General features: G+C 50.0%; 11 protein-coding genes. 5 read left to right on the top strand and 6 right to left on the bottom strand.

Features of this window, described 5'->3' with window-relative positions:
* Positions 1–42: 42 nt before the first annotated feature.
* On the bottom strand, positions 43–3,936 hold the full coding sequence (locus tag ACR52_RS06210; protein WP_236692118.1) for an ATP-binding protein: 3,894 nt from the start codon (positions 3,934–3,936) through the stop codon (positions 43–45).
* Between the two features lie 390 nt (positions 3,937–4,326).
* Entirely contained in the window at positions 4,327–5,538 is a 1,212-nt protein-coding gene (locus tag ACR52_RS06205; protein WP_201778993.1) for a hypothetical protein, read from the bottom strand.
* 323 nt (positions 5,539–5,861) lie between these two features.
* Between ACR52_RS06205 and ACR52_RS06200 the strand changes: the two genes are divergently transcribed.
* Positions 5,862–8,846: a TrlF family AAA-like ATPase gene (locus tag ACR52_RS06200; RefSeq protein WP_048721861.1), complete on the top strand. Its 2,985-nt coding sequence runs from the start codon at positions 5,862–5,864 to the stop codon at positions 8,844–8,846.
* 185 nt (positions 8,847–9,031) lie between these two features.
* Positions 9,032–10,057, top strand: coding sequence for a DUF4238 domain-containing protein (locus ACR52_RS29195; protein WP_082143109.1), 1,026 nt, complete (start codon positions 9,032–9,034; stop codon positions 10,055–10,057).
* A gap of 70 nt (positions 10,058–10,127) precedes the next feature.
* On the opposite strand, the gene ACR52_RS06195 is transcribed toward ACR52_RS29195, so the two are convergent.
* The 3 genes from ACR52_RS06195 to ACR52_RS29190 all read right to left on the bottom strand — a co-directional run bounded on the left by ACR52_RS06195 (position 10,128) and on the right by ACR52_RS29190 (position 12,726).
* The gene (locus tag ACR52_RS06195; protein ID WP_236692117.1) at positions 10,128–11,132 is read right to left on the bottom strand and encodes a hypothetical protein; all 1,005 of its coding nucleotides are present in this window, start codon (positions 11,130–11,132) and stop codon (positions 10,128–10,130) included.
* Positions 11,133–11,712: 580 nt separating this feature from the next.
* Positions 11,713–12,339: a DUF6088 family protein gene (locus ACR52_RS06190; protein WP_269084142.1), complete on the bottom strand. Its 627-nt coding sequence runs from the start codon at positions 12,337–12,339 to the stop codon at positions 11,713–11,715.
* Positions 12,340–12,495: 156 nt separating this feature from the next.
* The gene (locus tag ACR52_RS29190; protein ID WP_082143108.1) at positions 12,496–12,726 is read right to left on the bottom strand and encodes a BPSL0761 family protein; all 231 of its coding nucleotides are present in this window, start codon (positions 12,724–12,726) and stop codon (positions 12,496–12,498) included.
* A 559-nt stretch (positions 12,727–13,285) separates the two neighbouring features.
* On the opposite strand from ACR52_RS29190, the gene ACR52_RS06185 reads away from it, so the two are divergent.
* The 3 genes from ACR52_RS06185 (at position 13,286) to ACR52_RS06175 (ending at position 17,981) form a co-directional block, all read left to right on the top strand.
* Entirely contained in the window at positions 13,286–14,272 is a 987-nt protein-coding gene (locus ACR52_RS06185; RefSeq protein ID WP_048721856.1) for an AAA family ATPase, read from the top strand.
* A 24-nt stretch (positions 14,273–14,296) separates the two neighbouring features.
* Positions 14,297–16,729: a S8 family peptidase gene (locus tag ACR52_RS06180; RefSeq protein WP_048721970.1), complete on the top strand. Its 2,433-nt coding sequence runs from the start codon at positions 14,297–14,299 to the stop codon at positions 16,727–16,729.
* 178 nt (positions 16,730–16,907) lie between these two features.
* Complete coding sequence (locus tag ACR52_RS06175; protein ID WP_048721854.1) at positions 16,908–17,981, top strand: PIN domain-containing protein; 1,074 nt, start codon at positions 16,908–16,910, stop codon at positions 17,979–17,981.
* Positions 17,982–18,161: 180 nt separating this feature from the next.
* Here the strand turns inward: ACR52_RS06175 and ACR52_RS31675 are convergent, their stop codons facing one another.
* Entirely contained in the window at positions 18,162–19,751 is a 1,590-nt protein-coding gene (locus tag ACR52_RS31675) for a TnsD family Tn7-like transposition protein (protein ID WP_082143107.1), read from the bottom strand.
* Positions 19,752–20,268: the final 517 nt, after the last annotated feature.

Below are 20,268 nucleotides of genomic sequence, written 5' to 3'. Positions count from 1 at the left end.
CCCTGCCAGCAAGTCCTTCGAACCAAGTCGTCATTTGCTCAGTCATTGACGAATCTTCGAGACAAAATCCGCACGTAGGTTAGGGCCGAGGGACAATGCAGTGGCATCTGCCGCCAACAGCATAAGTTGGTACAAAAAACTCTCATCATTGGCTGAATTTGATAAAGCTGCTTTCAAAGGTGGGACTGTACTCAAAGGTGTGAAAAGCTGAAACGCCTCTGAAGAGATAATCCTTGTCCAAGCTAAGCGCTGCCATAACGCAATTATGGGAATCAAGTCACTCTTTATGTACGAATGAGCCACTAACTGAAGTGATCGAATACCCGCCAACGCGTAGTTTCTAGGTGTTGGGTGAACTTCCGCGCAAAAGACCGACAGATCATCAATTAGACTCTCTTCAAACGACGTTGGTGAAGCTTGCTTCCCACTGGTTCCAATCCTAACGAGGATGGTGCTTTCCACCGGGCCGACGCCGAACCGCGAAACCATGGCGGCTTTCAGTTCTGAAGTATTTTCAAATCGATGCTTGCTTGCGCACCTAATGGCATACGCAAGGAGTGCATCATTCAGGATTTTCTTAGACTGAGTGTCGAGCTCAGCTAACTTCAGCATTGGAATTCTTTCTCGAGCTGGCTCTAGTATATTGAGTTCGGCTAGATCTGACCGGCTGAATGCAAGGGACGCGCATTCTACGAAACGTAAAACACAGTCAGGAAACTCTACGGAATTACTATCTTCAATATTTACTACGAGTTCGCTCATGCGCAGGCTGAACTCCAGACTCAAAATAGTATTCGAGCCCAATTTCTCACGAAGCTGAACCGCGTACCCAATTTTAGTGCGGGCCAAGACGTCCAGCTTCGCCAGCATATACCAGGCAACGTCCATTGCTGCAGCCGGACGCTCTGCGATCGCTGCTGGCGGTTCGGGATTACTGCAACTCCCAGGTACCAACACTATGGGTTTACCCTCGATCTCTACAGGTATGTCTTCGATGCATGACGTTAGCCAGAGTAAGGTGTGTCGCACGACGTTATGGCAGTAGATAGATCGCAAAGAGGTGCAGGGATCAATACCCTCTAGCTCAGTCAGGGCACGCCCAATTAGGATCAGCGATTTTTCTACATTCCTAGCCTTGAAAGCTGCTGCTGCGGCATCAGCACCGAGTCCAATGCCCATGACTTTCATGTCATGGAGGCTGGCTTGTAATGCCGATTCTCTACTTTCTAGGAACCACTGCTCCGCTTGTGCCCAGTCGCTAGTCTTAGCTGCGCTGATTGCGGCCTCACGCAGAGCGAAAGCTCGCTCGACGCAATTGTCACTACCAATAACATCAGCAATACCACGCAGTATTGTTAACGCTTTGGGGTGATCTTGTGCACGCCAGTAAATTTTTGCGCGTGCGCGCGCTAACAATATATCCTCGCCGCACGCGGCTACTGCCTCATCAAGGACACGAAGAGCACCTAACTGATCACTCGCGTGCTCATCTAACATTACCGCCCTAGCAATCCAGCATTGCAGAGTTAGAGCACGGACTCCCCAATCTTTAGTGCACATTGCCATCCAATGATAGCGTGCAGAAGTATCTATATAATCTAGAGACGCCCGGTCCTGAGCGACCCATGGACCATTCACCATGACTGAATAATCGGGTGTGATATCTTGGATAGTACTAAGGTAAAAAGCCCTATCGGTGGGGTCAAGATCATTCAGCTGACGTAAGATTTTCTCCAGCGTTATAACACTATCCAGACCGGCAATCCCGACTGCGAAAAGGCTCGAAACACCACCATCCGCATTGAAGTTCTGTTCCAAGCTTTCGTCTGTCGCACGATCGAGCAGTGTACTTTCCCGCATGAATGCTCGATATTCCTGCAAAATCACAAACCAATCGCTAACATAATTAGCGACACCTAAGGAATTCAGTATTACGAGCAGCCCAGAGACGTACATCGCATCTCTCGTCGGCCCTTCCGGCAAGAGCTGAATTTCCTTACGTAATGCCGCAAAACAGGATGGTATCTTCTCTCTGGATTTAGCAGCTACGAGAACTTTCAACTGCACCATTCGAAGCAATGCCGATACATGAATATCATGTGGATAAATTGGCCCACTCGCTTCAAGCACTTGGAATAACGAAAAGTTTTCGCAGAGGTAGCCTATGATAGATTCGTCTGCTTTCAGCAGTTTCGTAGCAACTAATGCCAAAGCAAAAGTATTTTTCCCGACGAGTGAATGAGTGATTATTTTGTCAACGTCGCTAACGTCAACGCTTGAATTTGAAATTAAATGCTTCGCAATACCGCTATGGATGAGTGTTTGAAGAGATGGAGAAAGCATTTCTTTTCCAAACTTCGCAGCCAAGGGCGAAATTCGGTACCGATCTCTTCCCACTATCTCGACCCAAGGGCCAATAAGCGTGTCCAAATCTTCGCCTGGGGTGATTCCAGGCGGTGGGATTTCAGCAACGATCAGAGCCATGTTGCGATCGAAGTTGCCTATTAGCAGGCTAAGGCGATAGAGGAGCGTTCTCGTATGTTCTGGGAGCGCCTCTACGATTTTTCGACGCGCACTATCTCGCTCCGCAGCGACATCTCCAGATGAGAGGCCGGCCCCCAAAAGCTGCAGCACCTCGGATTTTGGCCATTCCCGAGCAGCCATACCGGCAATGAATGCATGCACCAATTGAGGATGCCCAAAAGCACCTGTAATACGAGCTAATTGCCCCCAAATTGCTGGGTCGCCGCCATGGAGCAACACCAGCTCGTCCACTTCGTCTTGATTAAAGTACAAGCATTCGTGAATACAGTTAAACTTTAGCCCAAAATTAGCCAAGTCTCTTGCGGTAGGTTTGCTATAGCAAGTGATCATCACGCCTATGTCGCGTCTAGCTAGCGCCTGAAGCACTTGACTGAGTAATAGCCCAACTTGAGGATTTTCATAGCAATTGAGGTCTTCTAAAAGGATCACCTGTGCTTGAAGACCACCTAGACGAGAAAGCAATACGTCTAACCGATTCTTTGTCTCTTCAACTCCCGCATCCCGAAAATCAACCAGAAAAAATCTTCCACCGATTGTCTCCGCAACAGCACGGACTATATTTGTCTTTCCAACTCCGCTAGTACCGATAATAAAGCCGACGCCTGTCTCGCGTACCATTACCTCAATATCATTCTTAACAACCGGCCGGGATAGAAAACCTCGAGCCTTGGGAAGCGAGCTTCCTTCAATTAGCCAACGCAGCGCCGGTGTCGATGACATACCGGGCTGGACACCTCCTCCGTCTAGCTTGGCGAGTCCGCCTGAGAATGCCGTCAGTGTGTCGAGCACAGCCCTGGGAACCGATACCCGGGTGCATGTCTCTACTGCAATTATTAGGTCCGCTCGTGTCAACCACCGTCCCGAAGCGTTCTTGCCTATGCTCTTCTCAAGCACACTGTAAAGCAGGGTGTCTGCGACGCTCTCACTTTCTGAAGCAGGCAACTGGAATCGCTCCCTTGCCACCACGATCAAACGCTGATTGAACTCTCTGCGGAGCGCGGCCAGATCGGGTTGGCCGCAGTTCCAGTGAATCCTCCGTAGTAAGTCATTTCTCAGCTGTTCGTCGTCTCGCTCTCTGACGAAGGTTCTAACCGGCTCTACGAATGAGTCGCTGTTGAGTAACTGTCGTAAAGGTGAAAGATCTCCACTTTTAGCGGTTGAACGCCAGTACGCCAAGCCCGCCTCTCCCGATGGAAGAGGCGTAGATCCGGCTAACTCTTTACCGATCTCGGAGGTCGTAAAATATTCGAGATGTACTTCAATTGCGGGATTTTCAAGGGTCAAACGAACAAAGTTGGCGATCGCGGCGCGGACGCTCTTTGTATTGAGAGTGACAGTGGTTGATGCGCGGGTATCCTTAACCTGCACAGCTTTGAGGACGTTACCAGCCATAGTGGCATAGTCCTCAGCGACCTCTAGGAAAATTCGGGATCGCTCACCGATATCCAACCACGCAAGGGCCGCTGCAGTCACCTGATAGACGTAACCACGCAGCGAGTCCACAGCTTGACGCGCGGAGTCGGCTTGGGGGATGAGTCCTTCATCACCCACGGTGTATAGCTGTTCTTTATTCATATTTGGCGAGAAAAATCCGTTTTATATAAAGTGAATCGCCCCGAGTTTCGTATATTCCGGACACGCTATGAAGCACGGGCGGATCTATTTGACTACAGTGAACGGTTTCATAACCCAAGGATACGTCGTAGAGTCGCTCGACAAGATATGAAGTTTTGAGCTCTTTTAACACCGTCCTTAGAGACTGGGTTCCTTTGGGATCTAGCCTCACGGCAAATTTTCAATCCCACTATCGAGCAGCTGCGCCAAAAGGATCTCACGCGGAAGCCCTAGGCTTGCGAGGCGCACCAATGCGCTAGCGGCGCCTCGTGCAAGGCTGCGCGCCATGACTCGATGTGTGGTTGAGATGGGCTGAAGACCTGCACGTCCGTGGACGAACATACTCCTCAAGTCGAACAGGTAAAGAAAGTCTCGTGCTGCTTGAGGCTCTCCGACTGCAGCGCTAAGCCTGGCTGCAACCCTTCTAGTTGCCCCAATGCTTTTATGGCGGTCGGGCTTTGGGCGCAATTGAGACTTATGGTCACTTTCCGTCCCCAACGCAGCCTCGATCACCGTCAGGTGAGCCATAATTTCATCTATTTTATTGGCCAAAAAAGCCCGGACCAGAAAGTGCTTCACGGGAGTACTAAACAGGTCTGATTTTCGCGCGTCCTGCACCAGTTCCCAGAATGCGTTTGTTAGGGCTTGGATACCAAAAACAGCACTGTCATCCAAGCGCAGACCAACCGGCCGTTCATACTCAATGGTCTCTCCCCATTCGTTTGTATAACCTTGCGGTTCCCAAGATAGGCTATCCGGATCAGGTGGCCGGGCTGGTGAGACGCATAAGTCATCGCTGACGGTGTAAATCCATGGCATGTGAAATCCGCGCCAATCAACCTCGGTCATTTCGGCCCATTTCTCCCAAGGTGCCAGCAGCAAGAAAAATAGTGCTGACTCGACCACAGCGGGGATACGCCCGCTGTATGGGTCTATTTCTCCGAGATCTCTCTCAATAGACATGTCTAAAAAAGGAAGAGCGCGCCCTGCCGGACCGACGTTTATCGCCACCTCTTCTTCGACGATCAACCAGTGAAATTCCGAAAGCCGACAGCTGTCCAGTCGAACTTCGGGGAAATGTCTTTCCAATCTTGGAGCGTCGAATAAGTTTTCCAGCTCGGCGGCGGAGAAGCGAGACAGCTTCGAATTCCCAAAGCTAATTGTGGGGATATCGTCCGCAAGATCCAATGGGCATAAATACCGCCGCATCACTTTCGTTCTAGAAAACTCTCGTTCAAGCGCCGATGCGATGTCCTCCAGCTCTAACGGTGGATGCCGAATCTCTTGCATTTGTAAACAAGGCAGGCCGAGAGACCTCAGCGCATTTCCGAGTGAAAACTCCAGTCCGAAGGTTGATCTACCGTTTTCATATCGTTGCACCAATAAATTCTTTAACGCTACGAATTCCGGTGACGACCACAGTCTGTCTGGTCCTGGCGGGCTGATTCTCCAAAGGGTATTCAAGACTTCAATTAGTGTTCGGTCAGCGTGCATAGCGCTTGGGGTCTCTCGTAATAGAACGTTTGATAGCCTCGTCGGGACGGATTTTGTTCACATTAAATGAACACACGTTGCTGCTCACTCTCCCGGCGCCCTTTCTGCCGCTGCAACTGAAGTTCTGCATTCGACAGGCCGCTGTTTATGCAGCTATGAGCCAAGGTATGATCTGAGCATCAATGGACCACGGCACTCAAGGAGGATAAATGATAGGGCGCGGATCAGAATGGTGTCGCTGGGAACCTCATATTCATGCACCGGGCACCGTTCTCAATAATCAATTTGGAGGCAAATCGCCTTGGGATGATTACCTCATTGGCATAGAAATGCTTACGCCGAAAATCGAGGCGTTGGCTGTCACAGATTACTACCTAACGGAAACCTACGAGAAAGTCCTGGAGTTCAAACGCGCAGGACGGCTGCCTGATGTCCAACTGATTTTTCCGAATGTGGAGATTCGGCTAGATGTTGCTGCGAAACGCGGGTTCGTCAACGCTCACCTCCTGGTATGTCCAGACGACCCAGACCATCTTGAACAGCTCCAGCGTATTTTGCAGCGTCTACAATTTCAGGCGCATGACGATACCTATAACTGTACCCGAGCTGATCTGATCACCCTTGGAAAGCGCGCAGATAACAAGATCATTGATGATCACGCGGCGCTTAGACACGGAGCTACCCAGTTCAAGGTTAACTTCGACCAGCTTCGGCGGGTTCTACGCGAAAGCGAATGGGCAAAAACCAATATTTTGGTGGCGGTGGCTGCTGGGTCAGGTGACGGAACCTCAGGGATTCATCAAGCCGCCGACGCCACGGTGCGCCAAGAAATCGAACGGTTCGCTCATATCATCTTTTCCAGTAATCCGGGACAGCGGGAATACTGGAGTGGGCAACGGAGTGTCACCCAGGATGATTTGAAGGAACGATATAACGGTTGCAAACCTTGCCTTCACGGTAGTGATGCGCACGATCATAAAACTGTAGGTCAACCAACAGACGAGAGATATTCATGGATCAAAGGAGGCCTAGAGTTTGATGCACTACGACAGGCCTGCATTGATCCCGAAGGACGAGCATATGTAGGTTCAGAACCTCCTCGCTCCGCAATGCCGTCTCAAGTTATATCCCATCTATCGATATCAAATGCTGATTGGATGGCTAACCCAGAAATCCAGCTCAATCCTGGATTGGTGGCAATCATCGGTGCTCGAGGATCAGGCAAGACCGCGCTCGCTGATATGATCGCAGCGGCCTGTGATGCGATCCCAGCGGAGGCGTGGAATACTCACGGTGCTATCAGCCCGTCATTCTTAGCCCGCGCTAACAAGCTTATGGGTGAGGCAACCGCTACTCTGACATGGGGAGGAGGCACGTCCGTAACCCGTTTCCTAGACGGTCGTGACGCGAACGACCATTTATCATTTCCGCGAGCACGTTATCTGTCCCAGCAGTTCGTAGAAGAGCTTTGCTCATCAAACGGGGTTTCAGACAGCCTCATTGCAGAGATTGAGCGGGTAATTTATGACACTCACCCACATGAAGACCGTGAAGGTGCCATCGATTTTGAGGAGCTGCGTGAATACCGAACTTCTAGGTTCAAACACTCCAGAGAACGGGAGGTTGAAGCAATCCTGGAATTATCAGATCGCATCGCCACGGAGATTGAAAAGGAAGCATCCGTCGCAACTCTTAAAGCCCAGGTAGCCCAAAAGGTAGGGCTCCTAGAAAACTACAGTAAAGACCGGGCCAAGCTTGTGGTGAAAGGCTCAGAAGTGCAGGCCGCTCGCCATACAGAAGTCGTAACTGCCGTTCAGGCAAAGCAAACAGCTATCCAACAGTTCACGAATCAACGGCGGGCATTTGTTTCTTTACAAGACGAGGTTAAAAGTACTCGTTCCAGTCGGGCTCCGGAACTATTGCGACAAGCTAAAGAGCGCTATCAGGTTAGCAATCTCTCCGTTGAGCAATGGGAGGAATTCCTACTCATTTATAAAGGAGACGTAGACAAGAGTCTCTCGCACTATATTACCTGGGCTGACGGCCAAATCAACGCAATGACGGGCCCGCCACTTCCGCCTCCGGCGACTGGCGTGCAACAAATTGCGTACTTTCCGGCCGACGCAGACCTTACAGCACTAACCCTGAATCTGCTCACCGCCGAAATGAACAGACTGGAGACCGTCATAGGCGCCGATAAGGTTGTTCGGGCCCAATACACAGCCCTCACTCAACGCATCACTCAAGAAAGTGCTGCTTTAGAAACCCTCAAAAAGCGGCTTACAGATGCAGAAGGTTCCAATGCTCGGCGAAAGGATCTTCAGACTGAACGTGAAGAAGCATACGGTCGGGTGTTCCAAGCGATTGAGAGCGAACAAGACGCACTCCTGGATCTATACGCTCCATTACTAGCCCGGTTAGCCCAATCTTCCGGCACCTTAAAAAAACTGGGTTTCACAGTTCGCCGCATTGTGAACGTTAACGCGTGGGGTGCGGTAGCGGAAGAATCCCTCTTGGATAGGCGAAAAGCGGGGCCGTTTCAGGGGCGCGGTGCGCTAATTGAGGTGGCTGAAAGAATGCTCCGCACAGCATGGGAAACAGGATCAGCGGCGGATGTTCAAGCAGCAATGGCAGTCTTTATAGAAACACATCAGCGAGATCTGCTGCGTCATGCACCTTATGGGTCAGATCAGCAAGCTGAATTACGTGGCTGGTTGAAGCAATTTGCGCATTGGCTCTTCGATACAGACCACATCACTGTTCGCTACGAGATTATCTACGACGGAACTGATATCCGAAAGTTGTCCCCAGGAACTCGAGGTATCGTTTTACTTCTTTTATACCTCGCACTAGATGAGGCGGATGACCGTCCACTCATCATCGATCAACCTGAGGAAAATCTAGACCCAAAATCTGTATTTGAGGAATTGGTTGGTCTGTTCATAAATGCCAAATCTAAGCGCCAAGTAATAATGGTAACTCACAACGCGAATTTGGTAATAAATACGGATGCAGATCAGATCATCGTCGCTGACGCTGGCCCCCATTCAACCGGGGGGTTGCCATTGATCGCATACAAAGCAGGTGGCCTTGAAAATGCGTCAATTCGGAAGGCCGTTTGCGATATTTTGGAAGGTGGCGAGCAAGCGTTTCGCGAGCGAGCACGTCGCTTACGGGTCAGGTTGGATCGATAGAGGTAAGGAGGTTTTCTGGATTGGGGTGGTATGATCACTCTGGTCTAGCAGCCCCGACACTGCAAGTATCCACTGCTCTAAGTCCAAATATTATACTGTTTTCCGTCGCATTGAGCCGCAGCTGAAGAATCTATTTTAGGGATGCCAGCAGCAAATTGCTTTGTTAAAGGGGTATTGATTTCACTATGGGTCATTTGAAGAAAGATAATCACTATGTGCCCCAAGCGTATCTGAAGCAATGGACAATCGATGGGAAAATTCCCACATATCGACTGCTAGTTCCTCATGAAAATTGTGAACTGTGGAAGAGCCACTCGCCTAGTAGCATCGCAAAACATCAACATCTCTACACTTACTTTTCTGGTGCGAAAGACAGTGACGAGGTCGAACAGTGGCTTGACCGAGATTTCGAGAGTCCAGCGACGATTTCTATCGCTAAAGTGATCAACGAGTCCAGACTTACCCCTGAGGATTGGAACAATCTCTTTCGTTTCGCGGTAGCCCAGTCGGTAAGAACGCCAGCGGGTCTTGAAAGCTTCATGCAAAGGCAAAACCAAACGCTGAAAACCTTACTCATCGACTCTTTGGAGACTTCCGTCGCTAGAATTGGAGTAGCGTTAAACGCCGGTATAAAACTGCAACCTGCACCCGCTGATGAGTCTCTGAGTAAACTACCACTCAAAGTTTTACGAGTTAAAAATGAGGATGGTACTGAGGGGGTGGAAGCCAGGGCCCTAAATGGAAGGAAAATGTGGATTTGGCACCTTCGCCATGTACTTACGCGGACAATCCATCGTTTACCCAAATACCACTGGACGATCTTGCACGCGCCATCTGGGATTTCTTGGCCTACCAGTGATAATCCTTTCATCAGGCTTTCTCGTGATGCTAACGGGAAACTGTCATTGGAAGGAGGGTGGGACGTACCAGGAGTACAATTGTTTCTCCCTTTGAGCCCTAAACACCTTCTCTACGCCTGCTTAGGTGTACGTCCACCTCGCCGGGGAACAATCCTAAATGATTCAGACGCAAGATTTTTTCGCGATATCATCCTTCAAAGTGCTAGTCGCTACATCTTCTCGATAGATGCGGGAGAAATTCACCAAATCAGACCGCGTAAGGTTTCGCAGGAGCAGTGCGTTGCCGAAGCACAGGTGTGGGCTAGTTGGCATGAAGTGCAATCTAAAGAAGAGGCTGACTACCCGGACTAGTATTCCAAACTGAGCCAACCACCTTCTTGGGTAACGGGTCTGTTGATTTGAATCACCCTTTTAACCGAGCTCATTCATTCAGCACTTTGCGCAGCTCCCGTTCAAGGTGCTTGACGGCCGCGTCTACGTTGGAAAGTAGAGTGCTATCGAGGGATCGATAGCCGCTCGCATTTCGGTACAGCATTACGTTTTTAGACATGCGATCTACATTGCGCCAGTAACGAAGTGTTCCCAAAGCTGACTCGCGTGAGCATGCAAAGCGCATAGTTTTCGAACCCTCATGCGGCGTCGAGTGCAGATCTCTGCATATCCGATAAAGCTTGAGGTCATTGGTTCCAACCCAATTATCAAGTGCAAACTCTCCTACGTCGGTTTTGATCGGAACTCCAAGATCTTCCAATAAATTGGCCCCACTGAGCCAGTACAAATCCATAGCGCCGTTAAAAGCAGCTCGCTTGCACTTACTGACAGTGGACTGCTGCTTCGTAAAGTTTTCCTTTATGTCCGCTCTTCTTCTTCGTACTCGGCCAGGAAGCCTGTCTATTTCGACATGTGAGGCGTCCCAAAACGCATACTTGGCGATCTCAAGCTCAAATGCGCTCACTAGGTCCAGCATGCCAGCCATGCTGTGGAGATACGCTTCAAATTTCTCTTCGGGGCTCAATGACGGATATGTTCGCCGTATATTCTGCATTTGTAGGAGAGCAACGTACGCCAAGCCGTAGGTACATCTGGCCCCGTCACCTAACTCAGTAAACTCAACCCAACGATCTGTAGACGCTTCGTCAAACTCTCTGTGTGATGCCTCAACATCGTCTCGGTGGCTCGGCCAAAAGGTCGCACAAAAGTTTTCGTATGCTCTCTTAGCCTTTGCAACACGGTTTTCAGGCATCTCATGTGTCCCCATAGCTGTAAGGGCAACACCGGGAGCACGCTCTAGAAACTCGACAAGGGGGAGAAGTCCAACCGCTTCAGCCGCTGCTCGGGACGGATTGGCTGGTAGCTCCTCCATCCTCTGCAACGTGCAATTATCCAGCCCTATTTTGACGATATGCCCTTGCACCAGCATACCCATTGCGTACTGCGGAGTAAGGATACGATGATCCTCTACAGGATCACGGCATGGTTTTATAAAGTGAATGACCGACCTTTCGCTCAACTATCGCCCCCAAAAAAATATATGACTTTTCTTAGACTGTTTCAGCACCCTAGCCGCAGAGCACTGTGAATATGACTCTCGCCCCGATGGTCTGCTTACTCGGTGCTGCAACTCAACCACCGCCGATTTCCGGCTTAAGCGCTCTTTGCCCACACTGAATGATGGTTTGGGATTTAACGCATCCTTGTGCCGATCTCGCTAAAGAGGGCTGTGCCAATCACTGCACACCCAAGGACTGATGATCAGAAGATGGACTGGTCCGCTGAGCTGTGGCAGCGCAGTCACTCAAATCCATCATATTTGGAAGAGGTACAGGCCAGCGAATGATGAGCCGCGTTGCTGAACCCCATGGTCGCCATGCTCCTCCAAATTGAACCAACAAACTTCCAGGAAAAGTGTAGCCGTCCGGGGGAATACACTTCCTGATAACGTCGCTTGAGGCATGGCGTCCAACTATATTTTTTGGACTCCATCGCCTAACCAGAAATGACACTTATTATTCTCCATTCCGTCCATAGGATCGGCTCAGTGCTGCGTGCATCCATATCGGCATCACGCAGGCGCGCAGTGCCGTTAACTCTTGATCGGTTAACACCTCGCAGATCCTGGAAATGACTAGCTCGGACGATCCCTTTCTGCCGAGGTAGTAGAGCGCGGTAAGCGCTAGTCCCACCTTCGTACCAGCATGCTGCAAACGCTCTTTTGAAACATGCCTTAGCCGGATCACAGCATTTCCGACCTTGATTTCTCTCGTATAGCCACTTGTGTAATAAGTTGGCAATACCTGCATTTGAGTGCTGAGCCCGAACCTACGAACCGCCTCCGCACCATGAATCTGGACGACCTCGCCATTCGCCCTGGTAATGATTCCCATGACAGCTAATGGGCTAGGGTAAACCTGACCGATGTACTCGCTCCACTTGGGACGCATATAGATCCCTCGGGCGACACGTTGCAGCAGGCCTGCTCGGATCATTTGAGATAGAGCTTTACTGACTGCTGATGAAGAACCAGCCGTGGTGAATACGTCGCGATAAAAGGGACGCCCTTTCGTCATACGCTTGATTCGACATGAGATGTTTCTGGCTACAGACAAAATAATCTCCGGGAGGTATTGAAACATGGATCTACCCAGTGACTGCATCGGATGCTTCCGGCCCTAAGCGAATACGTTGCGTCAAACTCTCAAGAGCTTTGTGTAGTTTATTTGCCAAATCTACTAAACAGCATCGTTTCGTATAACTTTCGGCCAGTTTCTACTTCACGATTCTTGTATAACCTACTCTTCAATTGAGGAGCTAAATACAGGAAAAATAAATGGTATCGGTAAGGTAACTGCCTCTTCTTCAAGGCGTCCTGCTAATACGACTTCAGCGCGGCCTGGAAAATGTCGTAACAAAAACTTCGCGTCATGGCGCACCTTCTCGGGGAGCGAGTCGTCTCGAGAAAGCTCGTTCAGAAATTCATGCGTCTGAATCACCGCCCGACTGCGCTCACTAGGGGTAGTCATCATCTTCTCCTGGAGTCACCTAATAGCCACTACTCGCGCTAGCTCCACGCCGAGTCGTAGGCTCTCTGGATCTGTTTTCTGACTGCGATTTCCACATGTCGCAGCCAGGCATTCTTATGCTCGCGGCTCAGTTTTTTCAGCCGGTTACCACCGAAAATGCAAAGCACACGTAATTGTAGACCCCCTTCAACAAGGTTGCCCCCTTCACCACGACGTCCCGTAAAGACCAGCAAAGTAGGCATGCGTCGGAACTGTCACCTATGTTCAGATCCACTAACGCTCGCCAGACGACCGGTAGAGTGCCATCCGTCCCAAATCAGCGACAAATGGCCTCTTGAATAGTGATCTCACTGGACAAATCAACAGCTCACAGATACGCTCGTCATCAGATATTACTGGTTCGTTTACATAGACTTAGTAATAATAAGGAATACGAAATGGAGTTCATGTTACATGTTAGCTCTGATAATTTTATCCTGTTAGTTCTTACTGCTTAGGGCAAGGATCGGTTTCATGAGTTGACCACTCTGAATCCAAACGCATCCGCAGGAGTACATAAATGGCTAACGGAAAAATACTTAGACAACTAGTGAAAGCTGGCGCGCTCGGGGATACCGTTGCGTTCCGTCAAGCATCTGAAGCGATTATTGAAGAGGAGCGGCAAAAGCAACATCATCTTCTCGCCAATGATCTTGAGAGAATTCTATATGGCGGTGACATGCATGCGCAGCCATCGTCTAAGAAACCTCAGTTTGAGTTTGATATCCCTGTGGATAAAGAACGCGGACTTCCACTGCTGGACATTAGGCCACCTAAGCGTTCGCTGGATGAGATCATTTTGCCGGAAAGTAGCTCGGTAATGATTGAGGAAATGCTTGAAGAGCATCGCCGGTCCGATGTGCTTCGAAGCTACGGAATGAAGCCCTCAGGGAAAATCATCTTCTTCGGTCCCCCTGGATGCGGCAAGACGCTTGCAGCGGAAGTAATCGCATTCGAGTTGGATCGTCCCTTGGCCATCGTTCGCCTTGACGCGCTCGTATCTTCCTTCCTGGGGGAGACAGCAGCGAACCTTCGAAAGGTCTTCGACTTCATCGCTAAGCACCCCTTAGTCGTTCTGTTCGACGAGTTCGACGCCATAGGTAAGGAGCGGGGAGATAGCGGCGAGCATGGCGAGCTGCGGCGCGTCGTCAATGCGGTACTTCAAATGATGGACGCTTATGACGGTAGCAGTTTGATTTTGGCAGCTACCAATCACGAAAATATCCTCGATTCTGCGATCTGGCGCCGGTTCGATGAAGCGATCGAGTTTCCCTTACCTGATCAGAAGCAGCTGACTTCCCTGCTGCAGCTAAAACTTCGAGGTATTCGCCGACAGTTCGAGCTGGATGATAAAGAGCTTTTGACTGAGTTCGAGGGAAAGAGTGGCGCCGACGTAGAGCGTGTAGTTCGTCGTGCAGCGAAGCGTATGATATTAAGAGGCCAGGAGTTTCTGACGATCAAGGAGCTGCGCAGTGCGCTCGTTCGTGAAGGACTCCGAAGGCATTAATCCCCCAACTCAAGGATGATGGAATTGGCGACCTACAAGCACCTGACTATCGCTCGCGAAAACTTGGACAATCGCCGCCGCGCCAAACAGCCTCCAAAATTTACCAAGCGCGAAGACCTCCGTGGGCACGGGCAAAAGCTGAATGGTTACTTTGCCACTGCCGCAGCCGCCGCAAAGCAGCAAGTTGCATCAGCCGAAGGCTCCCCATTCGTGTTGAAGATCCAGTACGACGGAGCCTTGACCTTCGAAGATCTTCAAAAACATGGATTGGAGTTTGTAAGTCAGGAAAACAAGCAGCTGTGCATTGTATTTGCCACTGAAGAGGGACTAGCCAAATTCCAAGACCACATCAACAAACTGGGCATAGCCGGCCAGAAACTCTCTTATGGCCAAATCCTGCAAGCAATTGAAGGCATCGAAAGCTGGTCTGCTGAAGATCGCAAAAGCTGGGCGGTACGTAACATCGGCCTTCCGAAGACACCGACATTCAAGCTAGACATTGAGCTATGGCCGCACCAAGTGGTCCATCATCCTGTACGGATTCGATTATTCACTACTTTCGAAGCGTGGCTTGCGCAGATCGGTGTGAAGAAAATCGACAGCATCAACCTTGATAGCCTTCTCATGTACAGGGTTGAGGTAACGATGGCCCAAGCGGAGCTATTGCTCAATCACCGCGATGTCAGATTAGTCGACCTCATTCCCACGACCGGAATCAGTTTTCCTCAGCTAAACCGAGACATCGCAGCGCTTCCCCTGAATATTCCCTCCCCAAACCGTGATGCCGCACGAGTCTGTATTTTAGATAGCGGTATCAACACAAATCACCCGCTTCTCAAGTCCGCTATTGGGGAAAGCCAGTCTTTCGTCGATGAGCAGGATGAGTTCGATGAAGCAGGGCATGGTACAGCCGTGGCCGGCATAGCCCTGTACGGTGACGTCGAAGCTTGTGATCGAGGCAATTTCTGGCAGCCGCAATTCTGGCTATACAATGGAAAGGTGATGCGCAAATGCCCGCACACCAACGATGCGATCTACGACGAACATTCAGTGGAGTCAACGCTCACCAAAGCAGTTGAATATTTCGTAGGCCTTGGATGCAGGATCTTCAACTTGTCCTTAGGAAACTCAAACGCGCCCTACGACGGCGCTCACGTGAGAGGACTTGCCTACATACTCGACGTATTAGCCCGTAAGCATAATGTCCTGTTCGTCGTTTCCACAGGTAATTTCCGCGGCTGTTCTGAACCGCCAATGCCGATTGAAAGCTGGCGGGAGGAGTACCCGGAGTATTTGCTTCACGAACAGAGCGTGATTATAGATCCAGCACCGGCCCTGAACGTCTTGACCGTGGGCAGTGTCTCCCGCCACAACGCGACATACGACAGCCAGAAGTACCCTGAGATCTACCAATTATCGCCAGCATCCGAACACCAACCATCCCCATTCACTCGCCACGGCCCGTCAGTGAAGGGTGCCCTGAAACCTGAGCTAATCGCACCAGGTGGCAACTTGGCCAGCCCTATGCGCCAAGCTGCGAACCAGTGGAAAGCCGATATGCGAGGGTTAGGGGTTCTGACTCTAAACCATCAATTCCAAGGCAATACTATTTTCAAGGAGATCAGCGGTACCAGCTTCTCCGCTCCCTACGTGACGCACCTAGCAGGCAGGTTGCTAAACGAGTACCCCGATGCGTCGGCGAACCTGCTAAGGGCGATGTTGGTTAACCACGCTTATCTGCCAGAGGAAGTTGACTCGACATTCCCTGATGAACTGAAGGCAGCCTACAAGGCAAATAAGGCCACCTGGCAACGAGACATGCCCCGAGACGTTGGAGGGTATGGCCAAGTCAGTGAAAGCGATCTGTTTAGGTCTTCAGATCACTGCGTTGTGCTTGTATGTGAGGAGACAATCGAGAAAGATTCCTGCCAATTCTATGAGCTTCCCCTGCCAGCCTCCTACCTACGGAAAGCCAGGGGCACCCGCGAGCTGAGCATCAGCTTGGCGTATTCACCCGCAGTCCGCACAACGCGCATGGAATACCTTGCTACTCAAATTAGCTATCGGCTGGTCAAAGGAGACTCCCTTGAAACTGTGCAGAAATCCTTTAATCGCGAAAAGCAGAAAGAGGCAGACGCACGTAACGACGACGCTACACCCAACCGAGAAATTTCTGCGCAGTTACGAAGCCGAGGCACGGTGCAATCTTCTCGGTGGACCTTTAAGCAACGGTCCCCGAACGAGAAATGGTTTGTGGTGGTAACACGCCAAGATCGCGATTGGAATCATCCTGATGTAGCAGATAAGGAGCCCTACTCCCTTGTTGTGACGGTGGCTGACCGTGACAACGAGAATGCTCAACTCTACGTGGAAATCCAGGCGGCTATCGCGCTACAGGTCCAAGCTCGGGAACAGGAGCGAGTCCGGCAGCAAATACAAGGACGTGCTGTCCTGTAGAGATCTTGACCGACAACCTCCAGGCCAACGATGCGTTTAAAGCTTTCGTGATTCGATCCAGATCGTTTGACTGCTGCGGCTGAGCAGTGCGGGAAATGGTCAACTAAAGGAGGGTTGATTGCCATAGGTGGCACAGAGAGTATGAACAATCAGATAGCCATCACCTCAGGAGGTCGCGATGCCGCTGCAAACAAGGAATGTATTCATAGATACAGAGTTTTTCGTGAAGGCTGGTTTGGACTTTTCTTCCAAGACTTTGGAGTCATTCAAAGATATTTGTAATGATGGTGAGCTAAATCACATCACCAGCACGATAGTAGTCCGAGAAGTAAAACGTAAAATTGGGGAGCACATCGGAGATGCTATAAACGGAGTGAATTCATTTCGCCGCAAAGCGAAAATCTTAACAAACTCAAATGATGACGTAATAAAAAATCTATTCGTACCATTCGATCAAAAAGAAATCGAAAAGCACGCAATTCAAGTTTTCGATGACTTTCTAGATGAGTCGAACACTACAATAGTTGATTTGAGTAATGTTAATGGAAATGAAATTGTCGAGATGTATTTCGATCAAACACCGCCGTTTCAAGGCGGAAAGAAAAAAAATGAATTTCCTGACGCATTTACCCTTTTGGCTGTTCGTGGCGCTTTAAAGGGTCGAGAAGAAATCTATGTTGTTTCCGAAGATAAAGATCTAATTACATTTTGTGACGAGAATCCTCGCTTTATTCAAATTGAGAGTTTGAGTAAGCTTCTTGACCTCTACAATGCTCATGATGAAGATCGTTCAAAATTCATCAAAGACTATATCGACGAGCATGAAGAGGAAATAAAACTCAGCATAAAATCGCAGATACAGGAAGCGGATGCCTACAACTCATCGACTTGGGAAGATGCAGAAGTAGAAGAATTCTCAATACTGGATGTACGAGATTTTGAGCCTTCGATCATCCACATTGATGACGAGAACTGCCAGATAGTTTGCGACGTTGAAGTTCGCTACAGCGTCAAGGTGACTGGCCCAGACTATGCAAATGGTCGATATGACAGAGAGGATGATGTCATATACACCTTTGAAGATACGACACAGGAAGAAGAAGGAAAGCTAGAATTTACGGTGGAGATCGACTTGTCGTATGAGGTCGATGATGGGGAATTTACAATCCAAGACATGAATATAAGCGTTCAAGGTCTGTCGGGCGGTATTGAATTCTCAGTCGAAGAAACCCCTTACGAAGACTACCGATAATCACAGCTGCTAAGGGCGTTAGATTTAAATGGCCGAAATCGGCCATTTAATGGTAGATATTTTTTCAAACCTAAAATTAGATATCGGCGCCCTTCAAGAAGACGATCTTTTGGGATGTGCCTACAGCATCGGCAGCTTTTGCAAATAGCTCATGATGCAAACCCTAGATGCCAGTGAGGCCTACCGTATGGATAGCAGCTTCACATATGCACGAGTCCGTGGGTAACGATCCCTTCGCTCCAAGCTCTGGGCGAGGCGAGGCATCAAGGCAAAAATCTGCGATTGCTTGAGATGCATATCATGATCCGCTCCAAACGCGCGGATTAGCTCCACTCTCAGCTCGCGTAGAAGGCTATCGTCTCGGCTCTCCCAATCGACTCGCGCAGGGCGGCTTCTACAAGGCTTGGATATCTGAACGGTCTGCACGTCCAGCCACTTTCTGTCATTGCGATACAGCCAAGCGTACAACGACGGGCATTTTTTTCGAAGGTCAGTAAGAGAGAGCGACGGGAACCGCTGCCGGAGGTCGGACCATCGTGAACGATGAAGAGCTTGGCTGAGATCAATTTGCCGAGATGACCAAGACGCTTGAACACCAGGTTCGGATCGAAGCAGCTTGTTTACCGTTGAGATGGTGATCTGGAACTCATCACAAATCACCCGCTTTGCTACCCCCTCGGCAAGACGCCTGAGCAAAACAGCCCTGAGTCGAGGTTTCAACCGCTTCGGTCTCGGAGGCCCTCTAGTAATATCAATCGGCACGAGGTCCCTAGGCTGTTGGATGTTGTCATCTCGCAGGACCGGCGTTGCTAGCTGTCTGGAGCTTACCTCGTAGCACTGCACAAAAGACGGCAAATCACCGAAAAGCCAGGTAAGCATCACCAAATGCTTCAGCGGGTGAACGTGCCGGCGCGGAGAACGCGCCATCTGAGTGATAAAGCTGCTGGCAACTTCCGCAGTTGCCGGCAATCCTTCGTACGGATGAAACCTCCGCAGGGGAAGCAAATGAGCCAACAGGCTCTGGGGCGCCCCGAGCTTCGGAAGACAGTGCCGATAGGCGTTGGCGACTACCAGTGGATCGAAGTGCTGATTAAGTCCGAAACTCGCCAAGTCGCGACAAGCATCGGACAACAAGGCGAGTTTCTCCTGTTCCTCATCCGCCAATGCTCCGTAACCCATGTCGCGCAAAGTGGCCTCCTCAGGCAATGTCCAACTGAAACGGCCGCACCACCGCCGGTTTCGTGTGCATTCACGGAGCGCCTCCCCATGCGTCGAGCAAATCACTACGCCAGGATACTGGTGGTCGAGATGCCAGTACGAAACGCCACAAAGCTCGATATCTCGCCTCATGCACGACAAGCAAGCCCTTAGAGGATGGTCTGCACCAAAACCTCCGCATACCAGGCCGAGCTGATATTTCAGCGACCCCATTACTGGGCTTCTCAAGCGGATCAATGCGTCATAGACCGCCACCTGAGACTGAAAGGGAGCGAAGAAGGGAAAAATCGTGTGCTTCTCAATGAGAAGCCTAGCATCGCCCCACCGGCCACCACTGTTCTGTTCGAAAGCATCCATTCCGCAGGGTAGGTCGTGTTTGATGCATCGCTCAGACAGACTGAACAGCTGCTTCGCAGTAGCACTGGAGCGGAGGTTTCCTGATAGTAGATGTACGCGACTGCAAAGACTGAAGAAGGTCTCATTCCTCAACCATTCGATATCTGCTTCCGACCAAGCAGTGTCTATGGGGCTGCCATCCAATCCAGATCCCATTCCAGCATGCTCAACAGTTCTGTGGATAACTTATTATAGCAAGAGGACCACTGTGGATAGTTTGATTCGAATTAACTCGCAAGCCATATATAACAGAAGGAAATCGATTTGTGGATAACTTTGCACTTATACAGAGCGTAATGAATTGAGACCTTTTGCACACATAGTTTAAGCGTAGCGCTCTACATCAACATTGGCAATTGTGAAAGCCGCCTCAGGGGGCGGTTTTTGTACGAATTTTTCCAGTTGTCAATTAACGTTTCATGGCGTTACCATGCGTGGTCATCGCTATAGACATAACTGCGAATTGATCTAAAAGACGCACTTCAGCGGCGTATGCTTAAATCCCAATTTTGCTATGGGCTTGGCTACCACTAAGTTGTGCTACTGGATGATGGAATCGTCAAAAGAGTAGAAAGTATGGAGGCAGGAAAGTAATGATAGATTCTGGTTAATTTAGCCGAGAGCCAGAATAGACAAGGGCCTAAGTTTTACCTTAGGCCCCCGTGTCAAGATT

The organism is Pseudomonas fildesensis (assembly GCF_001050345.1).
GTDB lineage: Bacteria > Pseudomonadota > Gammaproteobacteria > Pseudomonadales > Pseudomonadaceae > Aquipseudomonas > Aquipseudomonas fildesensis.
Note: the sequence above shows the minus strand (reverse complement) of the source record. Positions and strands in the feature narration are given on the sequence as shown.

Excerpts from the sequence above, each read along its gene's own strand:
- ACR52_RS06210 (WP_236692118.1), bottom strand. The coding sequence starts at position 3,936 with ATGGCTGGTAACGTCCTCAAAGCTGTGCAGGTTAAGGATACCCGCGCA.
- ACR52_RS06200 (WP_048721861.1), top strand. The coding sequence starts at position 5,862 with ATGATAGGGCGCGGATCAGAATGGTGTCGCTGGGAACCTCATATTCAT.
- ACR52_RS29195 (WP_082143109.1), top strand. The coding sequence starts at position 9,032 with ATGGGTCATTTGAAGAAAGATAATCACTATGTGCCCCAAGCGTATCTG.
- ACR52_RS06195 (WP_236692117.1), bottom strand. The coding sequence starts at position 11,132 with ATGGGTATGCTGGTGCAAGGGCATATCGTCAAAATAGGGCTGGATAAT.
- ACR52_RS06190 (WP_269084142.1), bottom strand. The coding sequence starts at position 12,339 with ATGTTTCAATACCTCCCGGAGATTATTTTGTCTGTAGCCAGAAACATC.
- ACR52_RS29190 (WP_082143108.1), bottom strand. The coding sequence starts at position 12,726 with ATGACTACCCCTAGTGAGCGCAGTCGGGCGGTGATTCAGACGCATGAA.
- ACR52_RS06185 (WP_048721856.1), top strand. The coding sequence starts at position 13,286 with ATGGCTAACGGAAAAATACTTAGACAACTAGTGAAAGCTGGCGCGCTC.
- ACR52_RS06175 (WP_048721854.1), top strand. The coding sequence starts at position 16,908 with ATGCCGCTGCAAACAAGGAATGTATTCATAGATACAGAGTTTTTCGTG.
- ACR52_RS31675 (WP_082143107.1), bottom strand. The coding sequence starts at position 19,751 with ATGGGATCTGGATTGGATGGCAGCCCCATAGACACTGCTTGGTCGGAA.